Below are 19088 nucleotides of genomic sequence, written 5' to 3'. Positions count from 1 at the left end.
CAGGCATTTCCTGCATCGGTATCTTATTGGGTGACGATGAATAAATTATTTCGGTACGGCTGTTTTTTTAATGATGAATGCGTTGTTTTGCTGATCTGTTTCGAGGCCATTCATTTTGCCGATGATATGTAATATCATGGGTAATGAATCTTTCTCCATTACGCTTCCTGTAAAGGAGATGCCATTGATTTCTTTTTTATTGTAAAGGATAGTGACTTTATATTTTGCGGATAGCTTATCGAATACCTTGTCTATAGGTTCATTATTGAATGATAAAGTGGTTGTTGGCAATATTTCCTCATGAGCAGTATTTTTAATAAATGTAGATATGGTGGTAGATGATTTTGAAATGTTGTACTGTAGCTGTTCTCCGGGCATCAGGTAAAGAGTGCTGTCCCATCCTTTTGTTGTTCCTGGCAGTGGCTGAATCCTTACTTTACCATTAAACAGTTGGATAGTAATTTCTTTTTGTTGCATGTGGATGCGGAAAGCAGTACCCAATGCCGTAGTAGCGGTGTTGCCGGCATATACGGTAAAAGGTTTTGATTGATCTTTATGCACAGAGAAATATACCTGTCCGTTCATGTTAATGTCTCTTTTGTTGGCTGGAAAAGGCTGCTGGTAGCTTATCCGGCTGTTCCCTGATAGCACGGCAATGCTGCCATCAGGGAGGGTGATTTTTTTCTTTTTCGGGCCGTTGTTCTCGCATACGGTCCATGTTGGAGCTGTTGTTGCCGGGGCGATGGTGGTAGTAATTTCGGCTACTTTTGTAGCTGGTTGTTTGGAAACGTTATAAAGGGTTACCACTACCAGGCATAGCAGGGAAGCCGCCGCCACCAGTCCCATTTTTTTTATAGTGAAAATGGATGATTTCTTCAGCGATAACTGTTGTAATAACTGTTGGTACATGGCTTTGCTCTCATCGGGCGACAATTGGCCTTCGTCTGAAACGGTTTGCCAGTCCTGTTCCAGGTAGCTGTTCAATACCTCCGGGTTGTTCCTCAGCCACGCAGCTATTTCATCTGCTTCCGCCGCTGTACAACCGCCACTTAGAAATTGCTGAATCTTTTCTTTTGTTATTTGCATGAATAGCTACTAAAAAATAAATAGTTACTTATTGTTTACGTATAGGCGGTGGGGTAACCCCTGCTCTTAACATTTAGTTAATATTACAGGAACAGGCGCAATGTTTTAATAGTGCGTAAAGCCTTGGTGATATGGTCTTCTACCGTTTTTACCGCCATACTTAACTGATGGGCGATTTCTTTGTTGGAGTATCCATGTACCAGTTTTAGTTCAATCACTTTTTTCCTGACAGGAGGGAGTTGGGCGATATAGGTATGGATATAATTATTCTTTTCAAAAGTTTGTACAGGGGCAGCTGTTTCGGGATGGGATAGTTCAAGGGTATGCACGGAGATATGCGCCTGCCGTGCTTCCATGCGGATATGATCTATCAAAACGGAGTTGGCGGTGGTAAATACCTGGGTGTCGATGCTGCAGGATTCCGTTAACGAAAGGCGGTATTGCCAGATCTTAATAAAGGTACATTGGGTCAGCTCCCGGGCGATGTCATGGGGTTGTTTCCGTTTAAGGAAGTAATGAAATAATTTGACGTGAAAAAGGTCATATAGTTGTTTAAACGCTTTTTCGTTTCCATCCTTTATTAGTGAAATGTTGAGCATTTAAATATAAATATTGCGGCCGTTTTTTATGGATCAGGATTCTGCAAAGTGAATTATAAATGATTAATCAGCAAGGTTATTTTAATGTTAAGCGGTGCAGTAGAGAGGTTTAATCTTGTCAAGCGGGATATTACGCAATCAGGGTATTGGGAATCAATAAATTAATATATTGTCGATTTTAAATTTATATTTAACTGTTGTTGGACTATTATTCAACCATACCTGTCATAAAATATGTACGAAGCTGTCGTTTTCTTGTTATTGGTGGCCATTTTCATTGTGTTGTTAATTTTCAAAAATGAAACATCTGCCGCTATACTTAATTTAAGGACCCAGATATTGGACCTGCATAAGCAGCTCCGGGAGTTGGAGTCAGCGCAAAAACCGGAGTCTTTGGCCGACCAAGCGCCTGAAGCGCCGGTGAGGTCATCGCCGCCACCGCCGCCGGTAAGGGCGCCGGAGCCGGTATTGCCTCCTCCTATACCAGTAGCAACCTACCAACCGCCGGTAGTAATACCAGATCCGGAACCGGTAAGAGAGCCTGAACCGGAACCTGAACCTGCCATAGCGCAGCCAGTAGCTGCAGTGGAAGCTAACAGCTGGACAATATCGCCGGAAGTGCTGTACCATGCAGAAGAACATGCGGCCGTTAAGCCTCCACAACCCACTTTCTGGGAAAAGAATCCGGATATTGAGAAATTCATTGGAGAGAACCTGTTTAATAAGATAGGTATTGCGGTATTGGTGCTGGGCATCGGGTTTTTCCTGAAGTACGCCATCGATAAGGATTGGATCAATGAAATAGGCCGTACGTTTATAGGCATCCTTTGTGGCGGATTGCTCATCGGGTTGTCTTATAAAATGCGCAAAACTTTTGCAGCCTTCAGCTCTGTGCTGGTAGGCGGTGGGGTATCCGTACTTTATTTTACCATCACTATTGCGTTTCAACAATATCATTTGATTAGCCAGCCCCTGGCTTTCATACTCACTATTTTTATTACAGCGTTTACGGTATTACTGTCGCTGAACTACAACCGGAAAGAACTGGCGGTGATAGCCATTGTAGGCGGCTTTGCCGCGCCATTTCTGGTGAGTACCGGTGATGGTAATATAGTGGTGCTGTTTACCTACATCCTGATCCTGGATATAGGTATGTTGATTTTGGCATATTTCAAGAAATGGAATATTGTCAATATCATTTGCTACATCGCTACTATCCTGTTGTTTGGTGGTTGGTTGTTTGTTCACCTGAAAAATACCACGTTAACGAAGCCTACGCCTTACGGCACCGCGCTGGTATATGCTACGCTGTATTACTTCGTATTCTTCGCGATGAACGTGATCAACAATGTGCGTAATAAAAGGAAGTTCGACTTTTTCGATATCGCCATATTGCTGAGCAATACATTCTTGTACTATGCCGCTGGCATGCTGATTCTGAATCAATTGAGCGGCGATACCTGGCAAGGTTTATTCACCGCGCTGATGGCGGTATTTAACTTTGTTTTTGCGTATAGCCTGTACCGTAATAAGCGTGCTGACCGTACCCTGATATTCTTACTGATAGGATTGGTGTTGAGCTTTGTGAGTCTGACCGCGCCTATACAGCTGCATGGGAATTATATCACCTTATTCTGGGCAGCGGAAACCGTGTTGTTATTATGGTTATGGCAGAAGTCAGGTATCACGTTGATGAAGTATGTGTCTGTACTGGTATTGGCCCTGATGATGATTAGCCTGATGCTCGACTGGACACAACTGTATGATGGTTCCAAAACGCTGTTCCTGCCATTTATTAATAAAGCCTTTATAACAGGTGCCGTATCCGTAGCGGCGGTGTTTTTATTACGCAGGCTGTGTAAAAATGAAGATCCGGCGAAGCCGTTTATTATTGACTTATCTGTATCTGTTTACAATACAGGACTGTTGATATTAGGGGTGCTGCTGACTTATGTGGTATTGCTGTTGGAAATTATATACCAGAGCAATCATCATTTTGTGTTATTAACGCCTGTATGGGCGGGTGCTTATAATTACCTGTTCATTGGCGTGTTGTTGTATCTGAGTCGCCGTAAATTTGAAGCGGTTCGTTTGCCGTTGCTGTTATTAACATTATGCTTCGTGGTAGCGTTTCCGTTATATTATAACCCCGCTATCATTGATGTAAGAGCGCAGGTACTGGCTGGTAAGGCGCCGGCAGTGTACTTCTATGTGCACTACCTGTTAATTGTACTGTTGCTGGGTGTAATTTACCAGGCATGGAAAACGGTTAGTTCGTTGAAGGGTGGGGAGTTTGTCGTTATTTTTCAATGGATCAGCTCTGCTGCCATTCTTTATATTGTGAGTGCCAGCCTGGATCACCTGGTGGTGTTCAGCGGCCACGATGCCGACTTACTGTACAATACGCATCGGGTAGGTTATGCCATTTTGTGGGGTGCATTTGCCTTTGTGTTGATTTACCTGGGCTTGCGCTGGAAGTCGAAGACCGTCCGTATTATTTCCATATCGCTGTTTGGCCTTACTTTGCTGAAGTTGTTCCTGTTTGATTTTACAGGTTTGGGAGAAGGTGGAAAAATAGCTGCTTTCATTTCGCTGGGCGTTATCCTGCTGATTATTTCATTTATGTATCAGCGTTTGAAAAAAATATTATTTGCAGATGACCAACAAAAAGATGTTCCGGAAAATAACGCATAAATGGCCAATGCTCCTGTTGCTGTTAGCAGCAGGGGCTGCAAATGCCCAAAATCCGCCACGTTATACGTGGCAGGCGGCGTTGCCGTCGGTACCGGCCACTGGATTTTATCATATTATGGTGACCCCCGCAATAGCGGCCAGGGTAAATGGCAGGGCGGATTTCAGGATATTGGAGGGTAACAAAGAGGTGCCTTATCTTTTGCAGGAACAGGTAGGAGGTTACACTACAGCGGGATTTGAGCCATTTGAAATTGCTGATAATATCCAGGTTGCCGGGAAACAGTCAACTATTGTATTTCATAACGCTAATCACTACACGCTGGATCATTTTGAAATGGTGCTTAAGAATGCACGCGTGATTAAAACCATGCGCATTAGTGGTAGCGATGATAAAAAGAATTGGTATGGTGTTACGGATGCTTTTGTGTTTGATCCCGCCAGTGCAGTACCGGATGCCTCAGGGACTATTGTAGTAAAAACCATTGATATTCCATCTTCCAAATACACCTGGTACCAGCTGGTGATTAATGACTCTACAAGCGCACCGGTATTTATAGAAAAGATTGGCCGCTACAAGTCGGACAGCCGTGCTACTGAGTATACAGCCGTGCCGGCGCCGGTGATGAGTACGCCCGAAGCGGCTAAGTATCCGCGTGAAACCCACCTGCATTTGAAATTTGATCAGCCTTACCTGATTAATAAATTATCTTTCAACATTACTGCACCTGCCTTATATCGCCGTAGGGTAGAGATCGTGGCAATGGATTCATCGGAATCAACCATTGGAAAGCCCCCTGTGGTGCATTCCATCAGGCTGGGGGAGTTCAATCTTTCGGCTGATCAGCCGGCGCAGGTGGTATTGGGGAACGGCGGGAACTATAAGGAGTTGGTGCTGATCGTGTATAATGACGATAATCCGCCGTTACAATTCGGTGCGGTGAACGCCTGGCAGCAAACTATCTGGCTGACGGCCAACCTGCAGCAAGGCACGGCTTATGTAATCAAAGGCGGAGATGCCGCGTTGCTACCGCCGGTATACGACCTGGCTTATTTCAAAGACAGCGTACCAGCCAGTATTCCCGTGATTCAGCCGGAAGCGCCGGTAAATATTGCGGTAGCGGCCATGGCCGATAATAAAAACAGCTCGTTAACCGTATTCGGCAGCAAGTGGTGGATATGGGCCGCACTGATTGCCATTGCCGTCTTTCTGGTGTTTATTGCCACGAAGATGCTGAAGGAAATGCAGGGAAGCAATGACAGATCGCCAAAGTAAATAGGCTTATTATTTATCTTTGCCCGCAAAAACGTTGCTATGTCTGATGCTTCCAACTATTATGAGATGATCCTTGATCATTTAACTGCCCGGATCACCTTAACGGAAGAGGAGCAGCAACGTTTTTGCGACGCATTAACCATCCGGCGTATACTGCCGAAACAGTACCTGCTGCAACAGGGAGATATTTGCAGACAGGAAAGCTATGTATGTAAAGGATTTCTCCGTTCCTTTTACGTAGACGATCAGGGCGATGAACATACCCTGCATTTTGCCATGGAAGATTGGTGGATCACCGATCTGCGAAGCCTGATCAGACAGGAAGCCGCTACCCGTAGTATTGTAGCCATGGAGCCGGTAACTGTATTGCAGATAGAAAAGCATAAAAGAGACGCCTTGCTGCAAGAAATTCCCGCACTGGAACGTTTCTGGCGTATACTCAATGAAAATGCCTGCGCGGCGCAGGATGAGCGTATCCTCGACAACATCGCTATTACCGGCGCCGAACGATATGCCCGGCTATTAAAGAAATATCCTGCTATAGATCAGCGTATGCCGCTGAAACATATTGCTTCCTATCTCGGTATCACCCCCGTTTTCCTCAGTCAGATCCGAAAGAAGAACTTAAAAAATTAAATTAGTTTAAGCCCATTTGTTATACTAGTTATACGTGCAGCAATAACGGCTGAAATACTTTTGTGTTCATAATCGTTAAGCATATGAACACAAATAATCACGCTATATTTCAACCCTTGCCATGGGGAAAGCATCCGCTGAAAAACAGGCTGGCAGTAGCGCCCATGTCACGGGTAAGCGCTTCAGCAGATGGACTGGCCACCGCAGAAATGGTAGACTATTATACCCATTTTGCAAAAGGTGGTTTCAGTATGGTGATCACGGAAGGTAATTATACAGATGAGATAGCGAGTAAAGGCTATCGTCATCAGCCCGGCCTTATTACTCCCGCACATGCAGCGGCCTGGCGGCCGGCCGTAGAACAGGTACAGGCACATGGCGCGTTGATCATTGCGCAGTTGATGCATGCAGGCGCGCTATCGCAGTACTCCGATGAAACGCTGGCTCCTTCTGCCGTACAACCCACCGGCGTAAAAATGGTACAATATGGCGGTACCGGTGCATATCCTTTCCCAGAGGCCATGAGCCAGGATGATATCCTCTCTGCTAAAAATGGATTTGTGAATGCTGCTAAAATTGCTGTACAGGCGGGCTTTGATGGCGTAGAGTTACACGCCGCCAATGGCTATCTGCTGGATCAGTTCCTGACTCCTGAATTAAACGTTCGGACAGATCAATACGGGGGTAATACTCCCAACCGTTTCCGGATTATCCGCGAAATCATGCAGGCTATCAGGGCGGTGGTGCCCGCGCATTTCCTGGTGGGCATCAGATTGTCGGAAGGAAAGGTGAACGACCTCAAGTATCGCTGGACAGAGGGCGCTACCATGGCCATCGAAATATTGCAGGAAGCTCGCAACGTAACGCCCGACTTTATCCATATTGCCGTTCAAAGCGGAGAGTGGGAGCGGGACAGCTTTTACTCCGATGGCACCAACTATGCCGCATTGGCCAAACAAATTACCGGCGCCGTCATTATTGCCAACGGGGGCATGCATCAGTTAACAAGAGCAGCCAGGGTGATCAACGAATCACATGCCGACGTGCTGGCGATAGGGAAAGCAGCGCTCGCAGATCCTGCATGGCCCTTGCATGCGCTCAATGGAACATCGCCACTTAATTTCCATCCGGATATGCTTTGGCCGGAAGCTACCATCCAACATACTAACAAAGTCATTAAATCAAACCCACTCATCAGTTTATGAAAACCTTCTTATTAGTACTCATCAGCTTTTATAGCATCCATGCTTTTGCACAAAAAAGTAATTCAACTCATCAATTAAAAAATAATAAAATGAAAATTTCACAAATAAAAATCACACCAGATCCATATCAACCCTTTCACCTTGCCCAGGGCCACCGTGTGGGCGACTTGTTATTCATCTCCGGACAAACGGCTATTGATGATAATGGTCAGTTAGTGGGAATTGGTGATTTCGACAAACAAGCTACCAGGGCTTTTGAAAACCTGGAAAAAGTACTGAAGGCGGGCGGTTCCAGTTTTAAAAATGTGGTGAAGGTGACTATTCTGTTAAAAGATATGAGCAATTTCAATAAGATTGTTGCTTTGAGAGCGAAGTATTTCAAAGCGCCTTATCCTGCAGATACGATTCTGGAAGTGTCTTCCCTGTATTCTCCCGATGCGCTGATTGAGATAGAGGCCGTAGCGGTGGCAGATGCAGCGGCCGAATGGCAGTAATAACAAGTTGTTAATATAAATAGCCACTCCACACCGGGGTGGCTATTTTTTTATCAGGTACAAGGGGAAAGCGGCAGATGCATGCTGCCGTTGGCATACCTGGTCTGGAAACTATAATTTATTTTTCCTACTTTAGTCAGGTGTTGACATAAAACATTCCACAGGCCTACCAACGCATGCATGACCAGCTATACAGTGATAGAGAATTATTTCAGCTGATTGCTGAAGGCGATGAGGCGGCCTTCAAACAACTGTTTTATACCTATGGTCCACAGTTCCAGCCTTTGGTCATTCATCTGACAAAAGTGCCTGCGGTAACGGAAGATATTATACAGGAAACTTTCCTGCGGGTGTGGATGAGTCGCGATAAACTGCCGGGGATTGAAAATCCAAGGTCCTGGTTGCTACGTATTCTGTTCCATCAGTCTTTTTCCTACTTACGTAGGCAGGCCGTACATGAAAAGGCGATGAACCTGTTGGCCGCAGAGGCGGATATGCAATTCACCACGGAGGAGGCAGTGGCGTTTACGGCTACCCTGCGTTTGATTAATGAAGCGGTGCAGGCTTTGCCGCCGCAGGCCAAACGTATTTATTTGTTAAGCCGGGAAAGTGGTAAGAAGATTCCGGAAATCGCTGCCGAACTATCACTTTCTCCCAGTACCGTTAAAAATTCTCTCGTCAGATCACTGCATAGCATCCGGAAACACCTGGAAACTGCAGGATATATTTTACCTTTTTGGCTGCTGTGGCTGTTTTACGGGCAGTAAAAATTTTTTTTCAAATCATTAGGTCCTAAATGTTCCATTGCGCGTCTGTTATATCAGGAATGACCACGTTAAACTGAAAAACGATACCAATTGACTATCCACGAACGCCTGGCGTACCTCGTTCACCAGGCTGAAAAACAAGCTGCTACTCCGGAAGAGTTGCAGGAGCTGTGTGATCTTTTGCTGGAAGATAATACGGGCGCACTCGCTGCCCGGGTGGAACAGCTGTTGGCTACACCAGTGGCTCCTGTAAATGATACCATCAACTGGGAACTGCTGGCAGATAATATTCTGCAGGCAGACCGGCCCAAAGTGGTGCGCATGTGGCCATGGACCCGCATTGCCGCCGCTGCCGCTGTATTGCTGCTGCTGGGTATGGGTGGTTATTTCTTTCTGCAACACCGCACCGCAACACCCACCAGGGTCGTGGCTGCAAAAGCCGCCAAAGATATTATGCCAGGTGGTAATAAGGCGATGCTGACGTTGGGAGATGGAAGTGTAATATCGCTGGACAGCGCCGCCAATGGAACGCTGGCGCAACAGGGAAGTTCCGCTGTTATCAAATCTGCCAGCGGGCAATTGTTGTATCGCTCCTCAGATCATCACCTAACCAACACTACGGCACTATTCAATAAAATATCCACACCAAGAGGAGGACAATACCAGCTTACCCTGCCCGATAGCACCCGGGTTTGGCTGAATGCCGCCAGTAGCCTACGTTATCCGGCGGCCTTCACCAGTCAGCACCGCACCGTGCAGTTAACCGGAGAAGCTTATTTTGAGGTGGCCAAAAATGCCGCCCAACCGTTTATCGTACAAGTAGATCAAATGGAAGTACAGGTATTGGGTACCCATTTTAATATCATGGCCTATGACGATGAAGCACACATCAACACCACTTTGCTGGAAGGCGCCGTGAAAGTAAATAACGGCCATTACAACCAAAAGCTATCACCCGGAGAGGGCGCACACCTTAATCGTAGCACCGGAGTCATTAAAGTATTGAAAGCCGCAGATGCAGAAGAAGCCATCGCCTGGAAAAACGGATTTATCCAACTGGAAGGAAACGACCTCCACGCAGTCATGAGGCAAATAGCCCGCTGGTACAATGTGGAGGTGATATACCAAAAAGAAGTACCTGCACATTTCCGCGGAATTATACCGAGAAACGTACCTATCTCTCAAGTATTAAAAATGATGGAATTAACTGGCGAAGTACATTTTGACATACGCGAACACCAAATTATCGTATCACCATAAAAACAACCAAAGACTAAAAAACCGGAAGTGGTTCGAAGCACTCCCGGTCAATATGGGTCTATAAACCATAATCGTTTCAGCAATTATTTTTCATTTACCCAAACCATACAAATGTATGTATTTAAGGCTTTTTTTCCAAGGCAGGGCTTCCCGTGCGATGTGGCGTCCCCTGCATTTTTCACGATTGTCAGTAAAAATTTTCCGGATCATGAAATTGACAGTGCTTTTAATGACGTTAGCCCTCATGCAGGGATATGCGACAGGATATGCACAAACGGTATCCATTTCAGCAGAACATGTTTCGCTGGAGAAAATCTTCCGTGAAATAAGGAAGCAAACAGGGTATGCTTTCCTCTGTACCAGCGAGCAAATGGAGCAGGCACAGAACGTGACCCTGCAGGTAAAAAATGTGTCTCTGAAAACAGCGCTGGATCTCTGTTTCGAGAACCAGGCGCTCACCTATGTGATTGCGGATAAAACGATTATCGTTAAAAGGAAAGTCGTAAATATCGCCCCTGTTCCTGTAGCAGATATTATAGTGAAAGGAAAAGTATTCAGTGATAAAGGAGAACCGCTTTCCGGCGTCACCATTCAGGTGAAAGGCACGGCTAAAGGTGTAGTCACCAATGAACAAGGGGCGTATGAAATCAGCGTTCCGGATAAAAATGCGGTATTGCTCATTTCCTATATTGGGTTTGACCGCCAGGAGATTGGGATCAATGGGCGGCAGCAAATTAACATCACCTTACAAGCCGCCGCTTCCAAAATGACGGAACTGGTAGTGATCGGGTATGGTGAACAGAAAAAAGGTTCCCTCACCAGCGCCATTTCTTCTATTTCTGCGAAGGATTTCGCGGAACAGCCGGTGAACAGGCTGGATCAGGTATTACAGGGAAGGGTTTCCGGTGTACAGGTCACCAATGCCGCCGGTGCTCCGGGAGGAAGTGTACGTATCCGTATCCGTGGCGCCAACTCCATCAATGGCGATAACAGCCCCTTATACGTGGTAGATGGTTTTGTGGGTGCAGAATTATTTGCCATCAACCCGGATGATATCGAATCTATTCAGGTGTTGAAAGATGCTTCTGCCACTGCTATTTTCGGAAGCAGAGGTTCTAATGGCGTTATCATCGTTACTACCAAAAAAGGGACTAAAGGTGGGCTGAAAGTGAACTTCTCTACCCGCTTATCTTCTTCAGAAGTAATTAAAAAACTGGACCTGCTGGACGCCACTACCTTTGCGCAAACCGCCAATGCCCATGCGGCAGCCATTGGTACTACTGCTCCGTTCTCTGAATCCCAGATAAAGGACCTGGCGGCGAAAGGCGGTACCAACTGGCAGGATGAAATATTCCGCCGCGCTTTTGCACAGGAGTATATGCTCAGTCTTTCCGGCGGAAATGATAAAACAGGTTATTTTATATCCGGTAATTATCTCAACCAGGATGGGATCATCAAAAATTCTTCTTTCAAAAGATATACGATCCGCTCTAACATCAATTCAAAGCTGACCAATAAAATTTCGGCAACACTCAACATCACCGGCTCTTACAGCGATGGACTAAATATCGATATTCCGGCAGATGGTCCCCACAGCCCGTTGGCACAGGCCATTACCTGGTCGCCTACCGTGCCGGTGCGTAAAGCGGATGGTACTTATACCCCCAGCGATCCGATTGGGTCCGTATTTTTTAATCCGGTAGCATTGACTACAGAGCAGCTGGCAGAACGGGAACGCATGCTCGCAAATATCATTGGCGGATTTAAATTTGATGATATCCTCGTACCTGGCTTGTCGCTGAATTTACAGTTCGGCGCCAACTACCTGAGTTACGACGATAAAAGTTTTACGGGAAAAGTAGTGAATTCCGGTACGGCTACTGCCGGCATCCGGTCTAACAAAGAAATGCGCTTACAGAATACCAACACGCTGAACTATAAGAAGATATTTGGGAAGCATAGCCTGGACATCACGGGAGTAGCAGAATATCAGCAGTCTACCTATAACTATGTATCTGCCGGTGCGTCCAACCTTACCTATGAAAACTTTCAATGGAATAATTTGTCGCAGGGAACTGCCAGCAGCCCTGGTTCCGGCTATTCCAAATGGAGTATTTTCTCTTTAGTAGGTCGCGTAAACTATGCCTATGCCGGGAAATATCTTATTTCCAGCGCCTTGCGCAGAGATGGGTCTTCTAAGTTTGTAGACAAAAATAAGTTCAGTTACTTTCCTTCCACGTCTGTTGGCTGGGTGATTTCTGAAGAATCGTTCATGAGAAACCAGCGTTTATTCAGCAGCCTGAAACTGCGCGGTAGCTGGGGTTCTACCGGTAGCGAAGGCGTAGGACCCTACAGTACTTTTTCTGCTTACTCCAACAGAATAGCCTCCTTTACCAACAGCACCTTTTTGAATGGTATTGTGTTGGGTAATATTGGCAACCCGGATTTGAAATGGGAAACCACCGAGCAGCAGAACATAGGACTGGATATGGGTTTCTTAAATGAACGTTTCAGCGTGAGTGCCGATTATTTCGTGAAAAATACCCGGGACCTGTTACTCAATGAAACCCTGCCTATTTACCTGGGTGGTAATACTATTACCCGTAACGTAGGTACGGTACAGAATAAAGGTTGGGAAATATCTGTAGAAGCAGCGGTGATCGACAAAGGACCGTTGAAATGGAATACCAACTTCAACGTATCCTTCGTGAAAAATAAAGTGGTGTCTATTGGCGCCAAAACTATCTTATTTGATCCCAATACCCGTAAGATAGGCTCTGGTATGTCGCCCCAGTCAGAATTTGTAGTAATGCCCGGACAGTCGTTGAGCGCCATTTGGGGCCTTACTTACCTGGGTACATGGAAACCTTCAGAAGCAACGGAAGCGGCCAAATTTGGGGCTAAACCGGGCGATTCCCGTTACCTGGATCTGAAAGCAGATGGTGTAATTGATGCCAATGATTATGGCGTAATTGGCAGTGGTATTCCTACAACCTCCCTCGGATGGAATAACACAGTGAGCTACAGAAATTTTACCCTGAACGTATTCCTGCAGGGCATGTTTGGCTTCGACCGGCTGAATTATAACAATGCGGCTACCATGTACTACGGCGGCGATGCGCGTGAAGCAACCCTGCATCAGATCGTTGATCGCTACATTCCGGGTGTTAATGAAACGTCCAATATTCCTGCTTTCAGCACTACCAACAGAAACTTCACACAATCTACCCGCTTCCTCGAAAAAGGAGATTTTGTGCGGTTGAAAAATATTAGTCTGTCCTACGAATTTCCTAAATCAGCGATCAGGAATATTGCAGCCATCAAAGTATTTATTGGCGCCACCAACTTGTTGACGATTACCAATTACAGCGGTATAGACCCGGAATCGAATTCTTCCGCGGGTGATTTCAGACAGGGTATTGACTATGGCGCTTATCCTAATGCAAAAACAATTACAGGCGGCTTCTCGCTTAGTTTTTAATTTCTCAAACGATTCCACATGAAAAAGATATATTCACTCGCATTCATCATCATATTAGCAGGTTGCAGCAAGTCGTTGGAAGAAAATCCCCGGGGACTGATTGCCGGCAATGCAGGACTTARTAGTCAGGCTGGGTTGGAAGCTGCGCTCACAGGCGCTTACGGCAGCCTGATGGTTCCCTGGGAAAGCGGCTTTACCACGGTGTCTCAAATCGCCATGTGCATGGGTGCAGATGATCTTACTACGCATCCCGGTTCCAACAAAGAAGAGTTCCGGGAGTTTGACCGCTTCAATGTTTCCTCACTGAACAGCCGTATGACGCCCATCTGGCGCGGTTGTTATAAAACCATACAATCTACTACCAACATCATCAATAACTATGGGGAAGTAAAAGATGGTACTGAAGCCACTGTACGAGCCATTGTAGGAGAGGCTTACTTTTTACGCGCGCTTTGTTACTACTGGTTAACAAGATATTGGGGAGAAGTACCCATCATTCCTTCTGAGAAATACACCCCCGACTTGCTGACACTGAAGAAAAGTACCCCAGCCGTAGTGTATAAGTTGGTGGAAGATGACCTGCAGAAAGCAGAGGATTGGGTACCTAATAACAAACGTGATCCGGGCAGACCCAACAAAGGTTCCGTAAAAGCGTTACTGGCAGAAGTATATCTGACAGAAGGGGGATGGCCTGTGAAAGATGTTTCCAAATATGCGCTGGCTGCGGCTAAAGCGAAGGAAGTTATCGACAACAAAGCCACCTATAAATTTGATCTTTACCAGGATGATTACCTGAAAATATTTGCAGGAGGTACTTCGGAAGATGTATTCACGTTGTTCACACGTGGGCAGTGGTCTACTTACAATTCTTTCTATGGCTTATCAACCATGCCGGAAAATGAAGGCGGCTGGTCCGACTTCTTCCCGGAAATTAATTTCTTCAATAACTTCCCGGCAGGCCGTCGTAAAGATGCTACTTTCTCCACCGAGTTTGTAGTAAAAGGACAAACCATCCCCTGGCAGCAGGTAACTACTAAACACCCTTACTATAAAAAATTCACGATCCAGAGCGGACAAAAAGATACTTACATGTCCAATAACCCGGTGATTATGCTGCGGTATGCACAGGTATTGCTTACTTATGCGGAAGCGCAGGCGCGGGCCACAGGTGCGCCCAGCACGGAAGCTTACGCAGCTGTGGATGCGGTGCGGTTGCGCGCTGGTTTGACCAAACTGCCGGCTAACTTATCGGGTGCCGATTTTGCGGAGGCGGTAGTCAATGAAAGAGCCTGGGAGCTGGCCGGTGAATGGAGCCGTTGGTTTGACCTGGTACGCTTGGAGAAAGTGGAAGCGGCCAACGCCAACAAAAGTCCGGACGACTTACCCGTTAACGGACCTATTACGAAACAAAAATATTGGATGCCTATTCCGGGTGCAGATGCAGTGATGAATCCAAATCTGTAATGCTTTTTATTCCACGATAAAAATACCCGTTATGAAAAAAATGTTACTGCTCTTTTGGTGCAGCATATTGCTGTGTCAAACCCTCCATGCCCAGTACCTGTTACTGGATGACATGGAAGGACATGGTCCCTGTTCCGGCCGATGGTCGTACTATGCCGGCGCAGGGGCCACCGGATCGGTGCTTTTTCATGTAGCCAATCCAGCTCCATCTACCGTAAATCCCAGCCCCTACGTGGCAAAGTTTACGAAAGATACTACCTGTTTTGAGTACATGAGTGCCACCTGTCCCCTGAATACCCCCTTTGATCTGTCTGCCAACAGTACCTTCAAGATGTTGGTGTACAGTAATGTAAAAGAAGAAGTGATGTTTAAACTGCAACCCGGTAGCGACTATACGAAAGCAGTTTATTTAACGTACAAAATCAAGAATATTAATCAGTGGGAAGAAGCCACCTTCAACTTCCAAAGTGTAAAAAACCGCACAGACCTGAACAATATCGCGGTACAATTTATCGATGGTAAAAAGGCCAACGGTATTTTGTATTTCGACCTGGTACAGGCGCCTAATCCCATCGGTGTCACGTTAATGAATACACGGATATTAATGGGACAGGAGAATGGCGCTATCATTCCTGCCAAACTCAATGGTGCAGCCTTTAAAGCGCARCTGAATAAGTTATCCTGGACGGCAGCGAATCTTCCGCCTGGTGTACGGATAGATAGTATTCAGCGCATTAGCGATACCCTGGCCAATATTGTGCTGGGTGGTAATTCTTCCGCCAACTACTCCCGGAGAACATTACAGTTAACCGTGGCCGGTACAGAACTGGACTCGGCTAACCTGCCTTATTATGTGGCTAAAGGCAATGCGGTGTTTGACGGAAACCCTGCGTGGACGCTCGTATACAACGACGAGTTTAATACCGACGGTTTGCCGGATCGCAGCAAATGGACAGTAGATCCACAACCAAAGGGATGGATCAATGGAGAGCAGCAGGTATATACAGATACCACGCACGATAATATCCGTATACGCAATGGGGATCTGGTGATCACCGGGAAAAAAGATTATCCCAACGGCAACACCACTGAGCCATGGTCTTCCGGCAGATTAATATCCCAGGGCAAAATGGATATCCTCTACGGAAAAGTAGAAGTACGGGCTAAACTGCCTAAAGCCAAAGGGTCCTGGCCAGCCATCTGGCTGATGCCTACCAGCAGCGTTTATGGCGCATGGCCTGCCAGTGGGGAACTGGATATCATKGAAGAAGTAGGTAATAACCTGGGTAATGTGTTGTCTACCGTACATACAAAGAATAGTAACTGGACAAATGGTGGTCATCTTACCGGCTCAAAAATTATCCCGGATGTAAACACGGCTTATCACGTGTATGCGATGGAGTGGTCGGCCGATTCACTCATCTTCATTTATGATAGCAGTCGCATATATGCGTATGCTAATCCGCAAACCGATTGGAAAGACTGGCCCTTCGACCAGAAGTTTCATGTGATCCTGAATCTCGCTATTGGCGGCGGTATGGGTGGTAATATTACCGATTCCAACTGGCCTGATAGCATGAATGTGGACTATGTGAGAATTTATCAGAAAGGCCTGGGAACACCGATGCTGGATACCATCATGATATCACCCGGCAATCAGGTATTGCTGCCTGGCAAAGTGATTCAATATACTGCTACCGCTAATGATCAGAACGGGCGGCCTATTGCCATCAATCCGGTATGGAGTATTACTGGCGCAGGCAACACCATTACTGCCAGTGGTAAAGCTACTTTTCAGTCGTCCGGTACTATAACGGCAACGGCTACTGTAGATACCATTACGCGCTCCGCCACTACCTACGCCAATATCCGCGCTACCAACTATAAGCCGGTGCCCGCCAGGATAGAGGCAGAGGCATTTGACAACAGCAATACCTGTTGCACCGAGCCGGTGTCTGATACCAGCGGTAATGTGAACATTAGTTATATCGGCAAAGGCACGTGGATGGAATACGACCTGAATGTACCGGATAGCGGCTTGTATCGCATACAGTTCCGGGTAGCGGTGAGTACGCTGTCCAGTCTGTCTGTGCAGCTGGATACTACTAACCTTGTCACTATGAACATGCCTGTTTCCGGGGGCTGGCAAAACTGGTATACCATTACCTCGCCGGCCTTTACCTTAAAGCAGGGAACGCAGACCATTCGTATTTTCTCTAACAGTTCCGGATGGAATTTTAACTGGCTGAAAATTATTCCAGCCCAGGCCGTAACCCTGAACAGCATTAAGGTTACACCGGATTCCGTATCAGTAGTAGCATTGGCTACACAGCAATACACCGCCACCGGCTTTGATCAGGATAGTGTTAAGATGGCTATTACACCGGAATGGATGGTGAATAACAGCCATCAGATGATCAGTCAAACCGGCTTGTTTACCGCAGCAGATACCACCGGCTACTTTACCATTCAGGCAAAAGCCAACGGTATCACCGGCGCTGCTACGGTTAAAGTGTTACCATTGCCGGTGCTAACGCGGATCAGGATCACGCCGGATACAGTAACCATTCCGGTAGGATCTACTTATACCTTTACGGCTAAAGGCTATGACCAAACGGATAGTGTGATGCCTTTGCCAGCATCCAAAGTGTGGGCGGTAACAGGCGCTGGTAACAGTATACAGGCCAGTGGTGTACTCACGGCGGGCAATAACATAGGTAATTACCAGGTAACCTTAACCGCTGGAGCTATCAAAGATACGGCTATGGTAACACTCGCTTATGGTTGTACCGTAAATGGAAAATACGAAGCAGAATCGGCATCGGCATTGTCGTCCGGACCAGTGCTGGAAGCGTGTACCGATATAGGCGGCGGACAGGATTACAAGAATTTGTATGCCGGTCATTGGTTTGCTTATAATACATTGAATGTGCCCGTGGCCCGCAGATACAATATCAGTTTGCGGGTATTGTCTACCGCGGCGGCGCAGGTGTCTATCGGTCATGGCGGCCAAACGTTTGGTACCATTAACATTCCGTCTACCGGCGGCGTGTGGAAAACAATCAAAGATACCGTTACCTTACCAGCGTTGTCTTATACCGGTATACACGTGGTATCAGGCACGTTTAAATTCAACTGGTTCACGATTGATGATTGTGTAGCCCCACCGCCTGCCAGGATTGAAATCACACCTGCTGATGTAACGCTACCGGTTGGCAATGCACAACAATTTACGGCCACCGGCTACGATGCCGCCAACAATGTAATAGACATTGGGCCCACCTGGACGGTGACCGGCGCGGGTAACAGCATTAGTCCTACGGGATTATTTACTGCAGACAGTACCCTGGGTAATTTCAGTGTAACCGCTACCGTGAGTGGCGTGAGTCAATCCGCCAATGTGCGTATTACAGCATACAACTGCGCGGTGAATAACCGGTATGAAGCAGAAAGCGCTTCGTCTTATATCTCCGGACCAGTGAAGGAAACCTGCACGGATGTGGGCGGCGGACAGAATTTTACCAACTTAAAACTGAGCGACTGGTTTGCTTATAGCAACCTGATTGTACCAACAGCGGGCAAGTATAACGTACGTTTGCGGGTGTTAACAACTGCGCCTGCACAGGCTGGCATGGGCAGCGGCGGCGTACTTTACGGGGTGATCAATATCCCCAATACCGGTGGCACCTGGCAAACCATCAGCGACACTATCACGTTGCCGGCATTGACATACACCGGTATTCATGTGAGAGCCGGTACCTTTAAATTCAACTGGTTTAACATTGATAATTGTACACCGGTACAGTCGCTGTCAGCCATGCAATCATCGGCAATGGCGCCGCCTAAAACCATTACGCTGACTAAAACACGGGTCTATCCTAATCCCTTTACCGAACAACTCAACATCGCATTCCAGGACGCTTATGACAGAGCTACTTTGGTAGATGCAACAGGCATCGTGGTATTCCGTTGGAAGATCACGCCCGGAACACGCCGGATCAGCGAAAGCCTGGGACGATTKAGAAATGGAATATATTTATTGACGCTGGAAGGACGAGGGAAGTCGGAAGTGATACGGGTCATTAAATTATAAATAAAAAAGCGGGTGTCTTAAAAGAACACCCGCTTT

General features: G+C 46.6%; 12 protein-coding genes. 10 read left to right on the top strand and 2 right to left on the bottom strand.

Features of this window, described 5'->3' with window-relative positions:
* Positions 1-45 precede the first annotated feature (45 nt).
* Positions 46-1086 (bottom strand): FecR family protein, encoded by a 1041-nt coding sequence (locus AC1DFM_RS06385; protein ID WP_477075863.1) that lies wholly within the window; start codon positions 1084-1086, stop codon positions 46-48.
* Positions 1087-1169: 83 nt separating this feature from the next.
* Complete coding sequence (locus tag AC1DFM_RS06380) at positions 1170-1685, bottom strand: RNA polymerase sigma factor (protein ID WP_477075862.1); 516 nt, start codon at positions 1683-1685, stop codon at positions 1170-1172.
* A 234-nt stretch (positions 1686-1919) separates the two neighbouring features.
* Between AC1DFM_RS06380 and AC1DFM_RS06375 the strand changes: the two genes are divergently transcribed.
* From AC1DFM_RS06375 to AC1DFM_RS06330, 10 genes are all read left to right on the top strand, one after another.
* Positions 1920-4379, top strand: a complete 2460-nt coding sequence (locus AC1DFM_RS06375; protein ID WP_477075861.1) for a DUF2339 domain-containing protein — start codon at positions 1920-1922, stop codon at positions 4377-4379.
* Positions 4342-5652, top strand: coding sequence for a hypothetical protein (locus tag AC1DFM_RS06370; protein WP_477075860.1), 1311 nt, complete (start codon positions 4342-4344; stop codon positions 5650-5652). The genes AC1DFM_RS06375 and AC1DFM_RS06370 overlap by 38 nt, the downstream gene beginning before the upstream one ends.
* Positions 5653-5691: 39 nt before the next feature.
* The gene (locus AC1DFM_RS06365; protein ID WP_477075859.1) at positions 5692-6288 is read left to right on the top strand and encodes a Crp/Fnr family transcriptional regulator; all 597 of its coding nucleotides are present in this window, start codon (positions 5692-5694) and stop codon (positions 6286-6288) included.
* An 83-nt stretch (positions 6289-6371) separates the two neighbouring features.
* The gene (locus AC1DFM_RS06360; protein ID WP_477075858.1) at positions 6372-7493 is read left to right on the top strand and encodes an oxidoreductase; all 1122 of its coding nucleotides are present in this window, start codon (positions 6372-6374) and stop codon (positions 7491-7493) included.
* Between the two features lie 89 nt (positions 7494-7582).
* The gene (locus AC1DFM_RS06355) at positions 7583-7987 is read left to right on the top strand and encodes a RidA family protein (protein ID WP_477075857.1); all 405 of its coding nucleotides are present in this window, start codon (positions 7583-7585) and stop codon (positions 7985-7987) included.
* A 176-nt stretch (positions 7988-8163) separates the two neighbouring features.
* On the top strand, positions 8164-8754 hold the full coding sequence (locus tag AC1DFM_RS06350) for an RNA polymerase sigma factor (protein WP_477075856.1): 591 nt from the start codon (positions 8164-8166) through the stop codon (positions 8752-8754).
* Positions 8755-8844: 90 nt separating this feature from the next.
* Entirely contained in the window at positions 8845-10014 is a 1170-nt protein-coding gene (locus AC1DFM_RS06345) for a FecR family protein (RefSeq protein WP_477075855.1), read from the top strand.
* A 208-nt stretch (positions 10015-10222) separates the two neighbouring features.
* Complete coding sequence (locus tag AC1DFM_RS06340) at positions 10223-13495, top strand: TonB-dependent receptor (RefSeq protein ID WP_477075854.1); 3273 nt, start codon at positions 10223-10225, stop codon at positions 13493-13495.
* 18 nt (positions 13496-13513) lie between these two features.
* On the top strand, positions 13514-14959 hold the full coding sequence (locus AC1DFM_RS06335) for a RagB/SusD family nutrient uptake outer membrane protein (RefSeq protein ID WP_477075853.1): 1446 nt from the start codon (positions 13514-13516) through the stop codon (positions 14957-14959).
* Between the two features lie 31 nt (positions 14960-14990).
* On the top strand, positions 14991-19052 hold the full coding sequence (locus tag AC1DFM_RS06330) for a carbohydrate-binding protein (protein ID WP_477075852.1): 4062 nt from the start codon (positions 14991-14993) through the stop codon (positions 19050-19052).
* The last annotated feature ends 36 nt before the right edge of the window (positions 19053-19088 follow it).

Source organism: Chitinophaga sp. 05T412, assembly GCF_056396465.1.
Note: the sequence above shows the minus strand (reverse complement) of the source record. Positions and strands in the feature narration are given on the sequence as shown.